This window comes from Streptomyces sp. SX-6 (assembly GCF_059089585.1).
The window spans coordinates 104721-120699 of the sequence record NZ_JBTHHU010000012.1 but is presented as its reverse complement, the minus strand read 5'-3'; the positions used below and the strand labels follow the sequence as shown (position 1 = coordinate 120699).

At 68.9% G+C, this 15979-nt stretch carries 18 protein-coding genes; 14 read left to right on the top strand and 4 right to left on the bottom strand.

Translation table 11 applies throughout. From position 1 onward, the window contains the following. Nucleotides 1–41 precede the first annotated feature (41 nt). The 7 genes from ACV530_RS17300 (at nucleotide 42) to ACV530_RS17270 (ending at nucleotide 8307) form a co-directional block, all read left to right on the top strand. The gene (locus ACV530_RS17300) at nucleotides 42–1142 is read left to right on the top strand and encodes a calcium:cation antiporter (RefSeq protein WP_494333382.1); all 1101 of its coding nucleotides are present in this window, start codon (nucleotides 42–44) and stop codon (nucleotides 1140–1142) included. Nucleotides 1143–1810: 668 nt separating this feature from the next. After that, nucleotides 1811–2467, top strand: a complete 657-nt coding sequence (locus ACV530_RS17295; RefSeq protein ID WP_494333381.1) for a response regulator — start codon at nucleotides 1811–1813, stop codon at nucleotides 2465–2467. After that, nucleotides 2464–3678 (top strand): sensor histidine kinase, encoded by a 1215-nt coding sequence (locus ACV530_RS17290; RefSeq protein WP_494333380.1) that lies wholly within the window; start codon nucleotides 2464–2466, stop codon nucleotides 3676–3678. Before ACV530_RS17295 ends, ACV530_RS17290 begins: the two co-directional genes overlap by 4 nt. Nucleotides 3679–3771: 93 nt before the next feature. Next, nucleotides 3772–4134 (top strand): hypothetical protein, encoded by a 363-nt coding sequence (locus tag ACV530_RS17285; RefSeq protein WP_494333379.1) that lies wholly within the window; start codon nucleotides 3772–3774, stop codon nucleotides 4132–4134. Further along, complete coding sequence (locus tag ACV530_RS17280) at nucleotides 4127–5008, top strand: ABC transporter ATP-binding protein (protein WP_494333378.1); 882 nt, start codon at nucleotides 4127–4129, stop codon at nucleotides 5006–5008. The genes ACV530_RS17285 and ACV530_RS17280 overlap by 8 nt, the downstream gene beginning before the upstream one ends. Next, nucleotides 5005–6570: an ABC transporter permease gene (locus ACV530_RS17275; RefSeq protein ID WP_494333377.1), complete on the top strand. Its 1566-nt coding sequence runs from the start codon at nucleotides 5005–5007 to the stop codon at nucleotides 6568–6570. Before ACV530_RS17280 ends, ACV530_RS17275 begins: the two co-directional genes overlap by 4 nt. 957 nt (nucleotides 6571–7527) lie before the next feature. Then, on the top strand, nucleotides 7528–8307 hold the full coding sequence (locus tag ACV530_RS17270) for an SDR family NAD(P)-dependent oxidoreductase (RefSeq protein WP_494333376.1): 780 nt from the start codon (nucleotides 7528–7530) through the stop codon (nucleotides 8305–8307). On the opposite strand, the gene ACV530_RS17265 is transcribed toward ACV530_RS17270, so the two are convergent. Both ACV530_RS17265 and ACV530_RS17260 read right to left on the bottom strand, forming a co-directional pair. Next, entirely contained in the window at nucleotides 8274–8486 is a 213-nt protein-coding gene (locus ACV530_RS17265; RefSeq protein ID WP_494333375.1) for a DUF397 domain-containing protein, read from the bottom strand. The genes ACV530_RS17270 and ACV530_RS17265 overlap by 34 nt on opposite strands. Further along, complete coding sequence (locus ACV530_RS17260) at nucleotides 8483–9331, bottom strand: helix-turn-helix domain-containing protein (protein WP_494333374.1); 849 nt, start codon at nucleotides 9329–9331, stop codon at nucleotides 8483–8485. The genes ACV530_RS17265 and ACV530_RS17260 overlap by 4 nt, the downstream gene beginning before the upstream one ends. 126 nt (nucleotides 9332–9457) lie before the next feature. On the opposite strand from ACV530_RS17260, the gene ACV530_RS17255 reads away from it, so the two are divergent. The 7 genes from ACV530_RS17255 to ACV530_RS17225 all read left to right on the top strand — a co-directional run bounded on the left by ACV530_RS17255 (nucleotide 9458) and on the right by ACV530_RS17225 (nucleotide 14816). Beyond that, nucleotides 9458–9790: a hypothetical protein gene (locus tag ACV530_RS17255; RefSeq protein WP_494333373.1), complete on the top strand. Its 333-nt coding sequence runs from the start codon at nucleotides 9458–9460 to the stop codon at nucleotides 9788–9790. Next, complete coding sequence (locus tag ACV530_RS17250) at nucleotides 9790–10056, top strand: DUF6255 family natural product biosynthesis protein (protein WP_494333372.1); 267 nt, start codon at nucleotides 9790–9792, stop codon at nucleotides 10054–10056. Before ACV530_RS17255 ends, ACV530_RS17250 begins: the two co-directional genes overlap by 1 nt. A gap of 127 nt (nucleotides 10057–10183) precedes the next feature. Continuing rightward, a complete protein-coding gene (locus ACV530_RS17245) occupies nucleotides 10184–10486 on the top strand; it encodes a hypothetical protein (protein WP_494333371.1) in 303 nt (100 codons plus the stop codon). Then, nucleotides 10483–10860 carry a fic family toxin-antitoxin system, toxin component gene (locus tag ACV530_RS17240; protein ID WP_494333370.1) on the top strand — a complete coding sequence of 126 codons (378 nt, stop codon included), beginning with the start codon at nucleotides 10483–10485 and terminating at the stop codon, nucleotides 10858–10860. The genes ACV530_RS17245 and ACV530_RS17240 overlap by 4 nt, the downstream gene beginning before the upstream one ends. 129 nt (nucleotides 10861–10989) lie before the next feature. Continuing rightward, nucleotides 10990–11733, top strand: a complete 744-nt coding sequence (locus ACV530_RS17235) for a hypothetical protein (protein WP_494333369.1) — start codon at nucleotides 10990–10992, stop codon at nucleotides 11731–11733. Between the two features lie 114 nt (nucleotides 11734–11847). Further along, the gene (locus ACV530_RS17230; RefSeq protein ID WP_494333368.1) at nucleotides 11848–13755 is read left to right on the top strand and encodes a SpoIIE family protein phosphatase; all 1908 of its coding nucleotides are present in this window, start codon (nucleotides 11848–11850) and stop codon (nucleotides 13753–13755) included. 5 nt (nucleotides 13756–13760) lie between these two features. Beyond that, nucleotides 13761–14816, top strand: a complete 1056-nt coding sequence (locus tag ACV530_RS17225) for a PP2C family protein-serine/threonine phosphatase (RefSeq protein WP_494333474.1) — start codon at nucleotides 13761–13763, stop codon at nucleotides 14814–14816. On the opposite strand, the gene ACV530_RS17220 is transcribed toward ACV530_RS17225, so the two are convergent. Beyond that, nucleotides 14804–15532, bottom strand: a complete 729-nt coding sequence (locus ACV530_RS17220; RefSeq protein ID WP_494333367.1) for an isocitrate lyase/PEP mutase family protein — start codon at nucleotides 15530–15532, stop codon at nucleotides 14804–14806. The two genes, ACV530_RS17225 and ACV530_RS17220, sit on opposite strands and share 13 nt — an antisense overlap. Further along, nucleotides 15529–15969: a carboxymuconolactone decarboxylase family protein gene (locus ACV530_RS17215; protein ID WP_494333366.1), complete on the bottom strand. Its 441-nt coding sequence runs from the start codon at nucleotides 15967–15969 to the stop codon at nucleotides 15529–15531. Before ACV530_RS17215 ends, ACV530_RS17220 begins: the two co-directional genes overlap by 4 nt. Between the last annotated feature and the right edge of the window lie 10 nt (nucleotides 15970–15979).

Here is a 15979-nt window from a genome sequence, read left to right as displayed (position 1 = left end):
GCTGAAGGGCCCGATCTGGGCGGATATGCGACGCTTGTTGCGTGAATATCCAGCTCCGCTCGTTTGTCTCGCATTGGCCGCTGTACGTGCCGGCGGTGGCAGCTGTCGTCCTGGCGTTGACCTGGGGACGATCACTATCGGCGGGGCTGGTGGTGCTCGTGGGGTGTGCGCTGGCGGGCGCGGTGCTGTCCGCCGTGCATCACGCGGAGGTGATCGCACACAGGGTCGGGGAGCCGTTCGGGTCGCTGCTGCTGGCCCTCGCGGTGACCGTCATCGAGGTCGCTCTGATCGTGACGCTCATGGCCGACGGCGGCGACAAGAGCAGCACCCTGGCCCGCGACACCGTCTTCGCCGCCCTGATGATCACGTGCAACGGCATCGTCGGCCTGTGTCTGCTGGTGGGCGCGCTGCGCCGGCGGGTCGCGGTGTTCAACGCCGAGGGGACGGGCGCCGCGTTCGGGGCGGTGGCGACGCTGGCGGGCCTGAGCCTGGTCCTGCCGACGTTCACCACCAGCACTCCGGGACCGCGCTTCTCACCCGCGCAGCTCGTCTTCGCCGCGGCGGCCGCGCTGATCCTGTACGGGCTGTTCGTGGCGACGCAGACGGTGCGGCACCGCGACTACTTCCTGCCGGTGACGTCCTCGGGCGAGGTCATCGACACCGACGACCACGCCGAGCCGCCCTCGGCGCGGGCCGCGCTGACCAGCCTGGGCCTGCTCTTCGTCGCGCTGATCGCGGTGGTCGGCCTGGCCAAGGGCGTCTCGCCGACGATCGAATCGGCGGTGACGGCGGCAGGGCTGCCCGCGTCGGTCGTCGGTGTCGTCATCGCGCTGCTGGTCCTGCTGCCCGAGTCGATCGCGGCCCTGCGGGCGGCACGCGGCGACCGGGTGCAGACCAGTCTCAACCTCGCGCTGGGCTCGGCCATGGCGAGCATCGGCCTGACGATCCCCGCGGTCGCGGTGGCGTCGATCTGGCTCAACGGCCCGCTGGTCCTCGGCCTGGGCGCGACACACATGGTGCTGCTGACCCTGACGATCGCCGTCGGCACCCTGACCGTGATCCCGGGCCGCGCGACGCCGCTCCAGGGCGGAGTGCACCTCTCGCTCCTGGCGGCCTACATCGTGCTCGCCGTCAGCCCGTGAACTCCGCGGGCCCGGCTGACAGGGAACAGGGCAGAACCGAGCCGAGCGTCCGCCTCGGGCGGTATCGTGTCCGGCAGCAGCCGGGCGTCCCCGGTGCGCTGCATGGAAGTATGAGAAAGCCCCCGGAAACGGACGGCTATCCGTTCCGAGGGCTCCCCGGGAGCTATCGGTCCTCTGCCCCATGGTTGTGGTGGGACAGCGGACCGTCCTGGCGGTCAAGGGCCTGTTCGAGGCCCCATCCTGCGAGTTTGGCCATGGCGCCGGCAAGGGCGGCCCAGGCCAAGTACTTCGCGCGGCGCTGGACAGCTGCCCAGTTGATCCGCTTCGGTTGCTCCTTTGAATGACGCCCCATAGGCGTCTCCTCCCCATCGGGTGGTTGCACCCGTAGCCGGCGGGTGCCCCGGGGACACCCGTACCGGGTGCCCTCGGCGAGCATCCGGACGCGAGTAGTCCCGTGGGGAGGAGACGCACGAGAGTGCGTCGTCGGTGACCTTAGCAACTGGGTGCCGATGAAGGCGTGCGCAGATCAGTGGTGCTCAATGCTGCACTGTTCAGGCCGACTTCGGCCCGTGATTGAGCGCATGTGCAGTTTATGTGCGAACCCATAGGCGTCCCCGAGTGCGCCCTCGGCCGGCCGGGATCTCCGGGGAGCTTGAGAGAATCCCGCCGTGACGATTCGCGTGCTGATCATCGACGACCAGGACATGGTGCGCCGCGGCCTGCGGCGCATCCTGGAGGCCCAGCCGGACATCGAAGTGGTGGGTGAGGCCGCCGACGGAGTGGCAGGGCTGGAGACGGCCCGGCTCGTGCGCCCCGATGTTGTCCTCGTGGACATCCGCATGCCCCGCATGGACGGGCTGGAGGTGACGCGCCGACTCCTGGCCGCCGACGCGGAATTCCCCGTGCGGGTGGTCGTGGTGACGACGTTCGACCTGGACGAGTACGTCTATCCGGCGCTGCGGAGCGGTGCGTCGGGGTTCGTGCTCAAGCGCTCGGGACCCGCGCTGCTCGTGGAGGCGGTCCGTGCCGCGATGGCGGGGGAGAGCCTGATCAGTCCGTCGATCACGGTACGGCTCCTGCGCCATGTCACGAGAAGCGCCCCTGGTGGCGAGCGGCAGGCGCTCGTCGAACCGCTGACCAAGCGGGAGACCGAGATCGCCGGCAAGGTGGCCGAGGGGCTGACCAACGCCGACATCGCGAGCGAGATGTTCATTTCGCTCGGCACCGTCAAGACCCACGTCGCCAGCGTTCAGCGCAAGCTCGGCGTACGCAACCGGGTCGGCATAGCCGTCCGTTCCTGGGAATTGGGGTACGCCCGGCCGTGAGCGTGGACAAGCGATCGAGGATCCGCCGCCCCGGCTGTCTGCACGGGGCGGCGGCGGTGGTGCTGGGCGTACTGACTCTGGCCGGTCCGCCCAGCGGGGTGCTGCTCGCCCTTGCGACCACGGCGGTCGTCCTGGCCGTCATGACGCGGTGGCCCCGCGGACAGATCACGTTCGCCATGGCAGCCGGTGCGGCCATGGCGATATCCGTGCTGGTGGACCTCGTCTACCCGGGGAACTTCCGGCCGGCCGGGCTGTGGATGCCCTTCGAGATGACGGCACTTCTGGTGCTCACCGGGCGCCTGATCCGGCATACGCCGCCGCCGAGGCAGGCCTTCGCCCTGGGGCTCGCGTGCGTACTCACCACGCTGGCGCTGCCGCTGCGCAGCACCCTGCGCAACCCGGTCCTCGGCTGGAACGCGTCCGTAACCGCCGTACTGCTCACGGGGATTCCCGTCGCCATTGCCGTTGCCATCGCGCGCTATCTGCGCAGGACGGACGAGCGCCGACGGCAGGCAGTGCTCCGCGCCCGCCGCGAACAGCGGCTGCACCTGGCCCGGGTGCTCCACGACTTCGTCGCCCACGAACTCACCGGCATGGTGCTGGAGGTCCAGGCGGCCCGGGCGGACACCTACGAACCGGAGCAGTACGACGCGTTCCTGGAGCGGTTGGAGGACTCCGGAACACGGGCGCTGGACTCGCTGGACCGTACCCTGCAAGCCCTGCGCGATGCCGAGGAACACCCCGGCACGCAGGCGCAGGAGCCCGCCACCCGCGTGTACGGCCTCGGGGATCTGCGCGGCCTCGTCGAGCGGTTCGCCGAGTCCGGCTCGGTCCGCGCCGAACTGCGGCTGGACGACGACCTGGTGGGGACACTGCCGCGCGAGATCGACGAGGCGGCGTACACGGTGGTGCTCGAGGCCCTGACCAACATCCGGCGGCACGCGGCCACCGCCGGTCTGGTCACCGTCACGGTGGACCGGACGACCGACGGCCCGTCCTTCCGGGTCGGGATCGCCGACGACGGCGGTCGCGGCACCACCCCGCACCGGGAGCGCGACGGAGGAGGCACCGGCCTCGTCGGGCTCACCGAACGGATCGCGATCCTCGGCGGCACCCTGACCGCCGGCCCGTCCGGCGACGGCTGGAGTGTCGTCGGGACGCTGCCCGCGCCCGCCGGAAAACCGGTCCACGGATCTCTGTCCAACGGCTGATGTGCGCGCCGCCTCCGCGAACCATCCTGAGGACATCCCCAGAGATGAGAACCGGAGGCAGCCGTGTTTCCTCGCACGTTCACAAAGGGTGCGGTGGCGGTCGCGTCCGTCGCCGCCCTTGTCGGCCTGACGGCGTGCGCCAGCGCCAAGGACGCCGACCCCGAGACGAAGACCTTCCCGTTCAGCGGACGCACCCTGAACGTCAAGTCCCACGAGATACCCACCGACCTCGTCCCCACGGACCGCAAGGACGTGAAGGTGACGCGCTGGTTCGACGCCAAGCTGGGCGCCGAGAAGCACGCCTCCTGGGAGCTGTCCGGGAACGACCTCGAACTCAAGGCCAAGTGCGGGTCGTTCGCCAACTGCGACGTGCGCTTCCGGGTCGAGGTGCCCAAGACCGTCAAGGTCCTGCGCAACGGCCGCGAGACAAGCCTGAAGGGCACGCCCCATGCTTGAACTGGTCGACGTCACCAAGGTCTACCGGGGCGGCAAACGCGCCGTGGGCTCCATGACCATGCGCCTAGGCAACGGAATGCTGGGCCTGCTGGGCCCCAACGGCGCGGGCAAGTCCTCGCTCATGCGGATCGCCGCGACCGTCACCCGCCCCACCTCCGGCAAGGTCCTCTTCAACGGTACGGACGTCGTGGCACAGCCCGACGCGCTGCGCCGCGTCCTCGGCTACCTACCGCAGGACTTCGGCGTGTACCCGAACCTCACCTCGCGGGAGTTCCTCGGCTACTGCGCCGCGGCGAAGGGCGTGTCGGCGCGTACGGCACGCGCCCGCATCGACGAGCTGCTGGAGCTCGTCAACCTCACCGAGGCCGTCAAGCGACCCCTCGGCAAGTACTCCGGAGGCATGCTGCGGCGCGTAGGCATCGCCCAGGCCCTGCTCGCCGACCCGCAGGTCATCATCGTGGACGAGCCGACGGCAGGCCTCGACCCGGAGGAGCGCGTACGCTTTCGCAACCTGCTGAGCGACCTCGCCTCGGACCGGGTGGTCATGCTCTCCACGCACATCGTCTCCGACGTCGAGTCGGTGGCGTCCGACATCGCCGTGGTCGCCCAGGGACGGCTTCAACGCCGTGGCACGCCTGAGGAGTTGCTGGCTGCTGTGGAGGGCCAGGTGTGGGAGATCCTGGCGAACCCGGCTGACATCCCGGCGATCCGGGAACGCCACCTGGTCAGCCGGATGATCCGTGGCGCGAGTGGCGTGCGGGTGCGGCTGTTGTCCCCCATGCCTCCGTACGCGGGCGCGCAGGAAGCGGCGCCCGACCTCGAGGACGCGTACCTGGGCATCGTGAACCAGGCCGTACCGGCGGTGCGGCGATGATGCTGTGGACACTCGCCGTCGCCGACTTCTGGGACCGCGTGCGGCGCCCCGCGTACGGGGCGATCCTCGCCGCCGCGATCGGCCTCGGATACCTGGCCACTCCGGGCAAGGAGGCCGGCTGGGTCGTCATGCAGATCGGCATCTATCGGGGTGAGTACAACAGCGCCTACATCGGCATGGTCGTCGCCCTGGCGAGCGCGGTGTGGCTCTCGCTCGGCGGCTTCTACGTCGTACGCAACGGGATCACCCGGGACGAGAGCACGGGCGTGGGCCGTCTCCTCGCGGCCACGCCGCTGAAGAACTCCTCTTATCTGGCGGCCAAGTTCCTCAGCAGTGTCCTCGTCCTCTCCTCCATGCTCGGCGTGCTCGTCGTCACCGCCGTCGTCATGCAGCTCGCGCGCGGCGAGGTGATGACGGTCGATCCCGTGGAGTTGCTCTCGCCGTTCGTGCTCATCGCACTGCCGCTGATGGTTCTGACGGCAGCAGCCGCACTGCTCTTCGAGGCCGTCCCGGCGCTCCGGGCGGGCATGGGCAACATCGTGTGGTTCTTCCTGTGGGCCTGCATCGCGCTCGGCGGCCAGTCGCCGAACGCGCCGCTCGGCGGCATCGGCGTCCACGGCGTCGTCCAGTCGCTGGGCGCCGACATGAAGGCCCAGGGCATCGACATCAAGCACATCGGCGAGTTCAGCCTGGGCCTGACCGCCATCGACAAGCCGCTGAAGACGTTTGCCTGGCACGGCTTCGACCCGAGCGCCGAATTCCTGCTCGGCAGGCTCGCGTTCGTCGCGATCGCGCTCGCCCTGGCGCTGACCCCCACCGTGTGGTTCCCCCGCTTCGACCCCGCCCGCTCCCGCGAACAGCAGGCCCCGGCGGCCGCTACGGCCGTCGACTACTCCGCCGAGCGGGCCGACACCTTCAAGGGCCGCCCCCGCACCGTGGTCCGCCAGGGCAACCCCGTGCTGCGGCTCTTCCTCGGCGAGGTACGGATCCTCATCCAGGGAACTCCGGTCTGGTGGTGGCTTGTTGTCCTCGCCCTGTCCCTCATCGCCCAGATGGCGAACCCGGTGTCCGGCGTCACCCGGATCCTGCTCCCACTCGCCTGGATCTGGCCCGTGGTGCTGTGGTCGCGCCTCGGCACCCAGCGGCACGAACACGGAGTCGAGGCCATCCTCGGCGCCTATCCTTCGGCCCGGCTGCGGATGGTGACGGAATGGGCTGCGGGCGTCCTCCTGACCGCTGTGTGCGGCATCGGCCCAGCAGTGCGCATGCTGGTCGGCCACGACCAACAGGGGCTGCTGCACTGGCTCTGCGGCGCGCTGTTCATCCCCTCCTTCGCCCTCGCGCTGGGTTCACTGAGCCGTACGCACCGGCTCTTCCAGGCGGTCTATCTGCCCCTGTGGTACGGAACGGTCAATGGAATGGCCCCGATCGACTTCATGGGAGCCATCCGCGACGCCCATGGCACGCCTGCGGGGCTTCCTCCGGTCGCGCTGCTGATCGGCACCGCGGTGATGCTCGGTGTCGTGTACGCGGCCAGCGCGATTCGCCGGGCAATGGCGTGACGGATGAATCCACTTGTGGACCCGCCACGCGCTATCGTGTCCTGTGTGCGGCCGGGCGCACCCGGCTCGTGGCAAGAGGATGACCTAAGAAAGCCCCCGGAAACGGATGGCCATCCGTTCCGAGGGCTCCCCAGGAGCTATCGGTCCTCTGCCCCATGGTGTTGGTGGGACAGCGGACCGTCCTGGCGGTCAAGGGCCTGTTCAAGGCCCCACCCTGCGAGTTTGGCCATTGCGCCGGCAAGGGCGGCCCAGGCGCCAGGCACTTCGGCCATGTGATGGCAAGTCCATGGCTGTTCCGGTCGGCTTCGTTCGGGTCTACAGCACCTCTTGCGGACCTGCCGCGCGGTATCGTGTCCCATATGCGGTCGGGCGTCCCTGGCTCGCGACAAGAGGATGACCAAGAAAGCCCCCGGAAGCGGACGGCTCATCCGTTCCGAGGGCTCCCCAGGAGCTATCGGTCCTCTGCCCCATGTTGCTGGTGGGACAGCGGACCGTCCTGGCGGTCAAGGATCTGGTCGAGACCCCACCCCGCGAGTTTGGCCGTGGCGCCAGCGAGGGCGGCCCAGGCCAAGTACTTCGCGCGGCGCCGGACAGCTGTCCAGTTGATGCGCTTCGGATGCTCCTTTGAATGACGCCCCATAGGCGTCTCCTCCCCATCGGGGTGGTTGCACCCATGGCCGATGGGTGCCCCGGGGACACCCGTACCGGACGGATGCCCACGGCGAGCACCCGGACGTCAGCTGTCCCTTGGGGAGGAGACGCACGAGAGTGCGTCGTCGGGAACCTTACCAACTCATATGTAGGGCAAGGGAACGTCGGTCAAATGACGGCAAATCCTTGGCTGTTCCGGTCGACTTCGCTCGCACCAGCAGCCCAGATGCATGTCAAAATCCCCGACGGGAAGCGGAGTTACTGGAGCGACCAGAAGGGGTGCCGTGAGCCATGTTCCATGGGCGTGTGGCGATCGTGACGGGTGCGGCCTCGGGTATGGGCCTTGCGCTCAGCCGTAGGCTCATCACGGCGGGGGCCACGGTGGTGATGGCGGACATCGACGGCGGGAAAGTGACCGAACTCGCCTCCTCCCTTGGCGAGTCGGCCGACTCGGTCACCGTCGACGTGACCCGGGAATCCGAGGTCACGACGCTGGTGGAGGGCGCCGCCGAACGGCACGGCCGCGTCGACCTCGTATTCAACAACGCCGGAATCGGCGGCACTTTGCCCTTCGACAGGGCCACCACGGAGCACTGGGAGCGCATCGTCTCCGTCAACCTCTGGAGCGCGATCCACGGCACCCGCGCCGCGTATGCGCTCATGCGCCGCCAGGGCTTCGGGCACATCGTCAACACCGCATCCATTTCCGGGCTGATCCCGGTGCCGATGCAGACGCTGTACAACACCACCAAGTACGCCGTGGTCGGCCTCTCCCGGTCCCTGCGGCCGGAGGCCGCCGCCCATGGGGTCCGGGTCTCGGTGGTGTGCCCCGGCATGGTGGACACCGGCATCTTCGGCGTACCGATTCTCGGCGAGCGGAAGCGCGAAGTTCCCGCGCCGCCAGGGGCTGTTCCTGCCGACCGGGCGGCGGCCATCATCCTCTCCGGCGTGGCCCGCAACCGTGCGGTCATCGCCTTCCCGGCCCGTGACCGGGTTGGCGAGTGGCTCCAGCGCCATGCGCCCGGGGTGATGGAGCGGCGCATGAGGGCGCTCTACAGGCGCAGGGCAGCGGCGTTGCCGCGCTGACGGCCCTGTATGCCGGTGATGAAGGTGGCCCAGGCGCACCCGGAGAAGGTGAGTATGGGGCCGCCGGGGGTCTTGGAGTCGCGTATGGCGGCGCCGTCGGCGAGCGCGGCGGCTTCGACGCACTCGCCCGCGTGGCCGTCGCTGTAGCTGCTCTTGAACCAGCTGGGTGCGTTGCTCATGATGCGTGCTCCTCGAGGGTGCGCTGAATCAGAACGGCTGACTTGTGCGGGCTCAGTGCGAGCGCGCGCAGTTGGTCAAATGTCTTTGCGTACTGGCGGACGCTGTCTGGTGCTTCCAAATAGATGGAGTCGGTGATGCCATCCCGATAGACGACATCGGGATCTGCCTGCTCGGGGAAGCCGAGAATCGTGAACGCTCCGGCGATGGGGTAGGCGCCGGCGGTGAACGGCAGGATCTGCACCGTCACGTTCTTCAACTGGCCCACGTACAGCATATGCTTGAGCTGCTGGCGCATAGCCTCTCTGTTGCCGACGACGTGCCGAAGGACGCTTTCGTGGGCAATGGCCCATACATCGGGCGGATCTTCGCGATGGAGGATTTCCTGGCGTTCCAGACGGGTGTTCACGTGGTGTTGAATCTCGTCGTCGTCCCATTGGTGCGTCGCCCGATGCAGTTCAGCGATGTATGCCGGAGTCTGCATGAGGCCTGGAACCACTTCACACTGGTAGTGGCGGAGAGACGAAGCGGCCTGCTCCAGGCCCACGTAGCCGGAGAGCCGTGGCGGGACGGACATGCCGCTGGTGTGCCACCATCCGCGGACCTTCGAATCCTTCGCCAGTTGCATGAGGAACTCGCGTAGTTCATCGCCGGTTTGGTAGAAGCGGCACAGCGCGTCGACATCTGAGGGCTGCACTCTCCCGCTCCCGGTCTCGAGCCGGTTGACCTTCGAGCCGCTCCAGTCGAGTGCTTCTCCGACAGCGTTGCACGTGAGTTTGTTGCCCTCGCGAAGCTTCCTGAGCTCGATGGCAAGGCGGCGCCTGCGGGCAGTTGGGGAACCTGACACCTCTGTCTCCTCCGTAACGACGGGCGTTCAGTTCACCGGACGGGCCGCATGAGTCCAATCACCCGATGGAGGGAATCGCGACGTGCACATTGCATCGCGGGACGCATGCGGTGCCATGCTCGCACCGTGACGTACCGAGCAGGCACCTACGTTGTGGACGTGCGCGAGAACCGCCTCGCGCAGGTCATAGGAAGCAGTGGCGACCGCGTCCAGGTGCGCAGGCCGGATGGGGGCCTGCAATGGGAAGTCCCGCCATCCGTACTGCGGTTGGCGACGCGTGAGGAGCGCGAGGCGGCCGGGTTGCGCCCCTATCAGACGGGGTGCGCCGAGTGTGCGGAACTTGACGCTGTGCGGCGTGTCGCGGTGGCGGGTGGTGACAGGGTGGAGGCGGGCAACGCGCGGGCTGCCGCGCACATGCACTGGATCGTGACGCACTCCGTGACGTCGAGGGGAAGTTGATGAATTCCGCGGGCCGAATCAAGGACAACTGTCAGCACCTGGACGGCTGGACGTCCGCCGATGGTGAGGAGCGCTGCAACACCTGCGGCACTCGGCGCTTCACGGGATACGGTGCGCTGCGCCCGCCGGAGCGGTCGGAGCCGTGGCGGCCGTCGAAGGAGGACGCCGAACGGGCGGACCGCGCGGCGGCGATCGTGATCACGCGGACGCTGCGTGGCGTCAGCCACTGGGGGCTGAGCGAGAAGGCGTTGTGGCTGGCGGTGTGAGCAACGCTGCGGCGAGTTACGGGCTTTAGCAGGTCCGTTCCTGTTGTCGGGAGGATTTCTGCCGCACGGCATCCGCAAGGGTGAATGTCCCCTGCTGATGAGCGGTACCGCTGGTACCGTCCGGCTCATGGCTGAGGCGAAACGTGGTTTGAATGTCCGCTTCGATGAGGACGAGCTTGAACGCTTGGCCGCCGCCGCGCATCGGAACGGCACAAGCATGCAAGCGCTGGCTCACGATGCGATCATGGCTAAGGTCGACGGGACCTTCGAGCATGCGCTGATGAACGCGCGGGCTTCGATCGAGCGACTGCTGCCGGTGATGGCTGAACGCGAGGCTGCTCAGCGACAGGACGTGATCGAGCAGGCAGACGAGAAGCCAATGGGCAGTCGTGAGCTGCGTCGGCTGCAGAGGCGGTCCGCAATCGCATGACCCAGCACATGGACGCTGCTCATCTCCTGAGGCTGGCCGAGCAGTTGCCTGGTGACCCGGAATGCCAGGATCTGGGAGTGCTTGATGCGGCTGTGTACCGGTCGCGCTCTGCCTACATGGGGCGTGAGGTATACGGCTCGGACTGGCTGAAGGCTGCTGCCCTCCTGGAGACGCTTGTACGGCTCAAGCCGCTCACCGATCACAATGCGCTGTTCGCATGGACTGCTGCCGAGGCGTTCCTCAGCGCCAATGGTCATCGTCTGGAGTGGAAACCGGACGACGCCGCGACTCTCGTTGCCGAATCCGAGTGCGGCATCGTCGACGTCGTGCGGGTCGCAGGGCGTCTCCGTGGGTGGACTGTCACGACCTCGTAGGGGTTCTCTTCAGGCAATGAGAAATTCCCTATACGTTACCCCCTTTACCTTTTCTTGGTTCGGGTTGCCTTGTCCTGCCCGCAGGCTGCTGTGTGCAACCAGAATTCCTGGAAGGGTTTGGTGACGCTCATGTCGAAACTCCTCATTGTCGGGCTGACCGCTGCCGCCGCTCTCGGGGCAGGCGCGCTGCCCGCATTCGCCGCCGACGATCCCACGGTCGATCAGCTGATGGCTGACTGCAAGAGTGGCGTCGGCAAGTGCACCTTCAACAATCCCCAAGTGGAAAAGGCCTACCTCGGTAATTTCCGCCAGGTGTCCGACACGCTCTACAACTGCAGCTCTTCGGATGCCACCCAGGGGAGAAGCTGGTCCGACCTCGTCGGATCGTCCACCAGCACGGAGGTCTCCATCACGGCCGGCGGGAAGCTCGAGGGGATCATCGACCTCAGCATGACCGTGAAGTACGGGCAGACCTTCAAGGCCGAGCACAGCGAGGGCGGCAACATGCAGATGACCGTCAAGCCGGGCGAGGTCGGCTGGATATCGCGGGCGCAGGTCATGCACGACATCAGCGGCCGCTGGCAGACGCACTACGACAACCCGCACTGGGGTCACTACTACTGGTACTGGGACGACACGATCACCGCTCCGGCGCCCAACGACACCGACGGCGTGAAGAACGCCGTGGTCGTCAAGACCCGCCCCATGACCGACGACGAGAAGAAGTCCTGCGGGACGCAGAACCAGAAGGTGTTCACCTCGCCCAAGAAGGTCGAGAACACGCCGCCGCAGGCGCCGAAGAACGGGAAGCATTCCGCGCCCCAGCCCGGTGACAACGGCACCCCCGGGGTGACCGACGACCGGAAGAAGTAGGGAAAGCAAGGGCGGTCCACCGGTCGGGGGAAAGGGGAATCCCCCTGGTCATCCTCCGGCCGGTGGCGCTTCACGGCACTGAGGGATTGGTAAGCCCGATATGGGGTGAGAGACATGGATGCCAATCCCGAAATCGAGAAGCTCGCATTCGACCAGCTGCCCATGGGAATCGCCGTCTACGACCGCGACATCCGCCTGGTGCGGGCCAATGCGGAGATATGCCGCCTCGGCGGCCTCGCCGAGGACGAGATGGTGGGACGCCGCCTCGACGAGGTCCAACCCGAGCCGGCGTTCAAGAAGTTCGCGGCCCTTGCCGAGGAGGTGCTGCGCACTGGCAGGCCGGCGCGCAGCGACGACTGCCTCGCCGCCCCCGGCACGGGCGAGAAGCGCGCCTGGGCGACGTTGATCTCGCCGTTGAAGGACGCCGCGGGGGCCGTACAGGGCGTGTCCGTCACCGTGCTGGACGTGACGGCGGAGTACCGGGCGCAGCGGGGACTCGCCCTGGTCAACGAGGTCAGTGCGCGGATCGGGGCCACGCTGGCGGTCCCGTGCATCGCGAAGGGCCTGGCGGACGTGGCCGCCGACGGATTCGCGGATTTCGCCGGTGTCGACCTGCTCGAGGACCGGTTCACGCTGCGCCGCGTCGCACAGTGCGGCGCGCCTGCCGATGGCGCGCCCGCGCCGGGCGAGGCGTACGCCTGTGAGGCGGCGTCACCGACGGCCCTGGCCCTGGACTCCGGCAGGCCGGTGCTGTGCGGGCAGGGTGACCGGTCGGTCATTGTGGTCCCGCTGCACACCGGGGGAGCGGTACTGGGCGCGGGTGTGTTCGTACGCGGCGCGGACACTGAGCCCTTCGACGAACAAGACCTGCTGCTGGCCGAGGAGTTGGCCGCGCGTACGGCCGTGTGCCTGGACAACGCCCGGCACTACGAGCACGAGCGCACCGTCGCGCTCACGCTCCAGCGGAGCCTGCTGCCCGGACATCTCCCGGGCCTGGTCGCGGTGGAGGTCGCCTCCCGTTATCTGCCGGCCAGCGCTCAGGCGGGGATCGGGGGCGCGTGGTACGACGTCGTACCCCTCTCCGGTGCTCGGGTGGCGCTGGTGATCGGCGACGTACGGGGCCATGGACTCCACGCGAGCGCCACCATGGGCCGCCTGCGGACCGTGGTGCGTACGCTCGCCGAGGTCGACCTGTCGCCCGACGAGCTCCTGACCCATCTCGACGACCTCGTCCTCAACCTCAACGAGGACCAGGACGACGAGATCAACGCGGGCTGCCTGTACGCCGTGTACGACCCGGTCACCCGGCGCGGTGTGTTCGCCCGCGCAGGCCACCCCGATGCCGTGATCGTCGCCCCCGACGGCACCGCCGAGTTCCTCGGGATCCCGGCCGGGCCGCCCCTGGGGATGGGCGCGGGACTGCCCTTCGAGAACAAGGAAGTCCGGCTCCCCGAAGGCAGCACCCTCGCCTTCTCGACCGAAGGCCTCGACGCCGAACGGCACTTGTTCCCTCCCCTTGCGGATTCCCGCCGTCCGCTGGAGGGGATCTGCGACGGCATCGTCGGCCGCCTCGCCCCGGACCAGCGCGCCGACGACATCGCGCTGCTCCTCGCCCGTCCCCGCACGCTCGCTGCCGAATGCGTCGCCGACTGGGAGGTGTCCCCCGACCCTGCCGGTGTCGCCGACACCCGCAAGGAGGCCATCCGGAAGCTCGGCGACTGGGGGCTCGAAGAGCTCACCTTCACCACGGAGTTGATCGTCAGCGAGCTCGTCACCAACGCGATCCGGCACGCGTGCCCGCCTATACGGCTGCGCCTGATCAAGGGGGACGTCCTGACCTGCGAGGTCTGTGACGGCAGCAGTACGTCACCCCGGATGCGCAAGGCCCGCGTCATCGATGAAGGAGGCCGTGGCCTGCTGCTGGTCGCGCAGCTCAGCGCACGCTGGGGCACGCGCTTCTCGTCGTCGTACGGCAAGACCATCTGGGCCGAACAGCCGCTTGGTACGGGGTGTTCGCGGTGACGGCCATGTACGCGATCCCGAACGTCGTCCGTCGGCCGGCCCTGCCCTGGCTGCTGTTGGTCACGATCGTTGTCGTCGACATCCTGCTGCCGGTCTGGGTCATCATCTCGCCCGCGCTGAGTGCCGTACCGGCACTCGCGGCGGCCGTCGGGCGCAGGGCCCGCTACCCCTTGCAGATGGGCGCGGTGACGCTGGCCGCCAGCTTCATCAACGCGTACCGCAACCACGACATCCTCGCCGGCACCCATCTGGCCACCCTGACCGCCACCGTGCTGACGACGGCGATCGGCTGGACCATGGTGCGGGCGCGTGAACGGCAGGAGGAGGAGCTGAACCAGGTCCGTACCACGGCCGACGTCGCCCAGCGGGTCCTCCTGCGCCCCGTTCCGCCCCGGGTGGGCCCGCTGCGGGCCGCCGTCGACTACACGGCGGCGACCGCGCACGCCCGTATCGGCGGGGACCTCTACGACGTGGCCCCGACCCGCTGGGGCGTCCGCGCGCTCATCGGCGACGTGCGGGGGAAGGGCCTCCCGGCGGTCACCACGGCGGCGGTGGTGCTGGGCGCGTTCCGCGAGGCGGCCCATGACGAGCGCTCCCTCGTCACCGTCGTCCGCCGCATCGCCGTCGCCCTCGGCCGCAACCCCACGGAGGATGACGAGGAGTTCGTCACCGTCGTGGTGGTATCGGTCTCGGGTCCGGTTGCCGAGATCGTCAACTGCGGGCATCCCGCGCCGCTCCTGCTGCGCCCCGGCCGTGGTCCGCTTCCCCTCGCGCCGCCGTATCCGGTTCCGCCGCTGGGCATCCTGGCACCGCGGCATGTCGACCCGCCGGTCCGGCAGTACCCGTTGCGACGAGGCGACGCGATGCTGCTCCACACCGACGGCATCACCGAAGCACGCGATGAGAAGGGGGAGTTCTACCCCCTCGCGGAGCGGCTTCCCGCCCTGGACGCCGACGACCCGGCGCTTCTGCTGCACCGGCTGCGCGTCGACGTCCGGGCCTACGCCGGGGGTTCGCTCGACGACGACGCCGCGGCGCTGCTCCTGCGCTACGAGCCCTGAGCCAGCTCTTCGGCGATCCGGGCGACCTCGGCCATCGCCCGCTTGTGCAGGCCGCCGCCGAAGGTGATCCGGGAGGCGCCGAGCGTGCCGAGTTCGCGGGGCGAGGGCCCGTCGGGCTTGGCGATGGCGTTCACCGGCAGGCCCGTCCCGGCGGCGACCTCCGCGAGGAGCTCCGGCGGGGCGAAGATCGGGTAGAGGCAGTCGGCGCCGGCCTCGGCGTAGAGGCGTCCGCGCCCGAGGGCCGCCTCGAGGCCCGTCTCGCCGTGCAGGAACGTGTCGATGCGGGCGTTGATGACGAGCGCGTCGCCCGCCGCGGCGCGTACGGCCGCGAGCCAATCGGCTTGCTCGCGCGGGTCCTTGAGCCGGTGCGTGACGCGGTCCGTGTCCTCGAGGTTGCAGCCGGCCGCGCCCGTCTCCAGGAGCCGCTCCACGAGTTCGCGGGGTGCGAGGCCGTAACCGTCCTCGATGTCGGCGGATACGGGGATGTCCACGGCTCCGGCGATGCGGGCGACGGCCGCGAACATCTCCTCCGGCGGCGCGGTGCCGTCCGCGTGGCCCAGTGACAGGGAGATGCCCATGCTGGGCGTGGCCAGGGCGGGGAAGCCGGCGTCGGCGAAGGCGCGGGCGCTGGCCGCGTCCCAGGGGCCGGGCAGGATGAGGGGGTCGCCGGGCTCACGGCCCTGGTGCAGGGACCGGAGGGTCGCCGCCGCGCTCATCGCTGGTAGCTCGGAGGCTGGCGGAACGCGACGTTGAAGCGGTTCCAGAAGTTGATGACGCCGATGAGGGAGACGAGTTGCGAGATCTCCCGCTCGGTGAAGTGCTTCGCGGCGCGGGCGTAGACCTCGTCGGGGACGAAGCCGTCGGTGAGGACGGTGACGGCCTCGGTGAGGGCGAGGGCGGCCTGTTCCTTCTCGGTGTAGTAGCCCTCGGCCTCCTCCCAGGCGTTGAGGAGGTTGATACGGGCCTCGGTCTCACCGTTCGCCCGGGCGTCCTTGATGTGCATGTCGATGCAGAACGCGCAGTGGTTGACCTGTGAGGCGCGGATGAGGACCAGTTCGACGAGGGTCGGGTCGAGGTCCTTCTTGGCGGCGCCGGTGGCCGCGTAGACGGCCTTGTAGACCTCGGGGTCTAGCTTGCCGGGGCGGGACGACATGTCGGTGGTT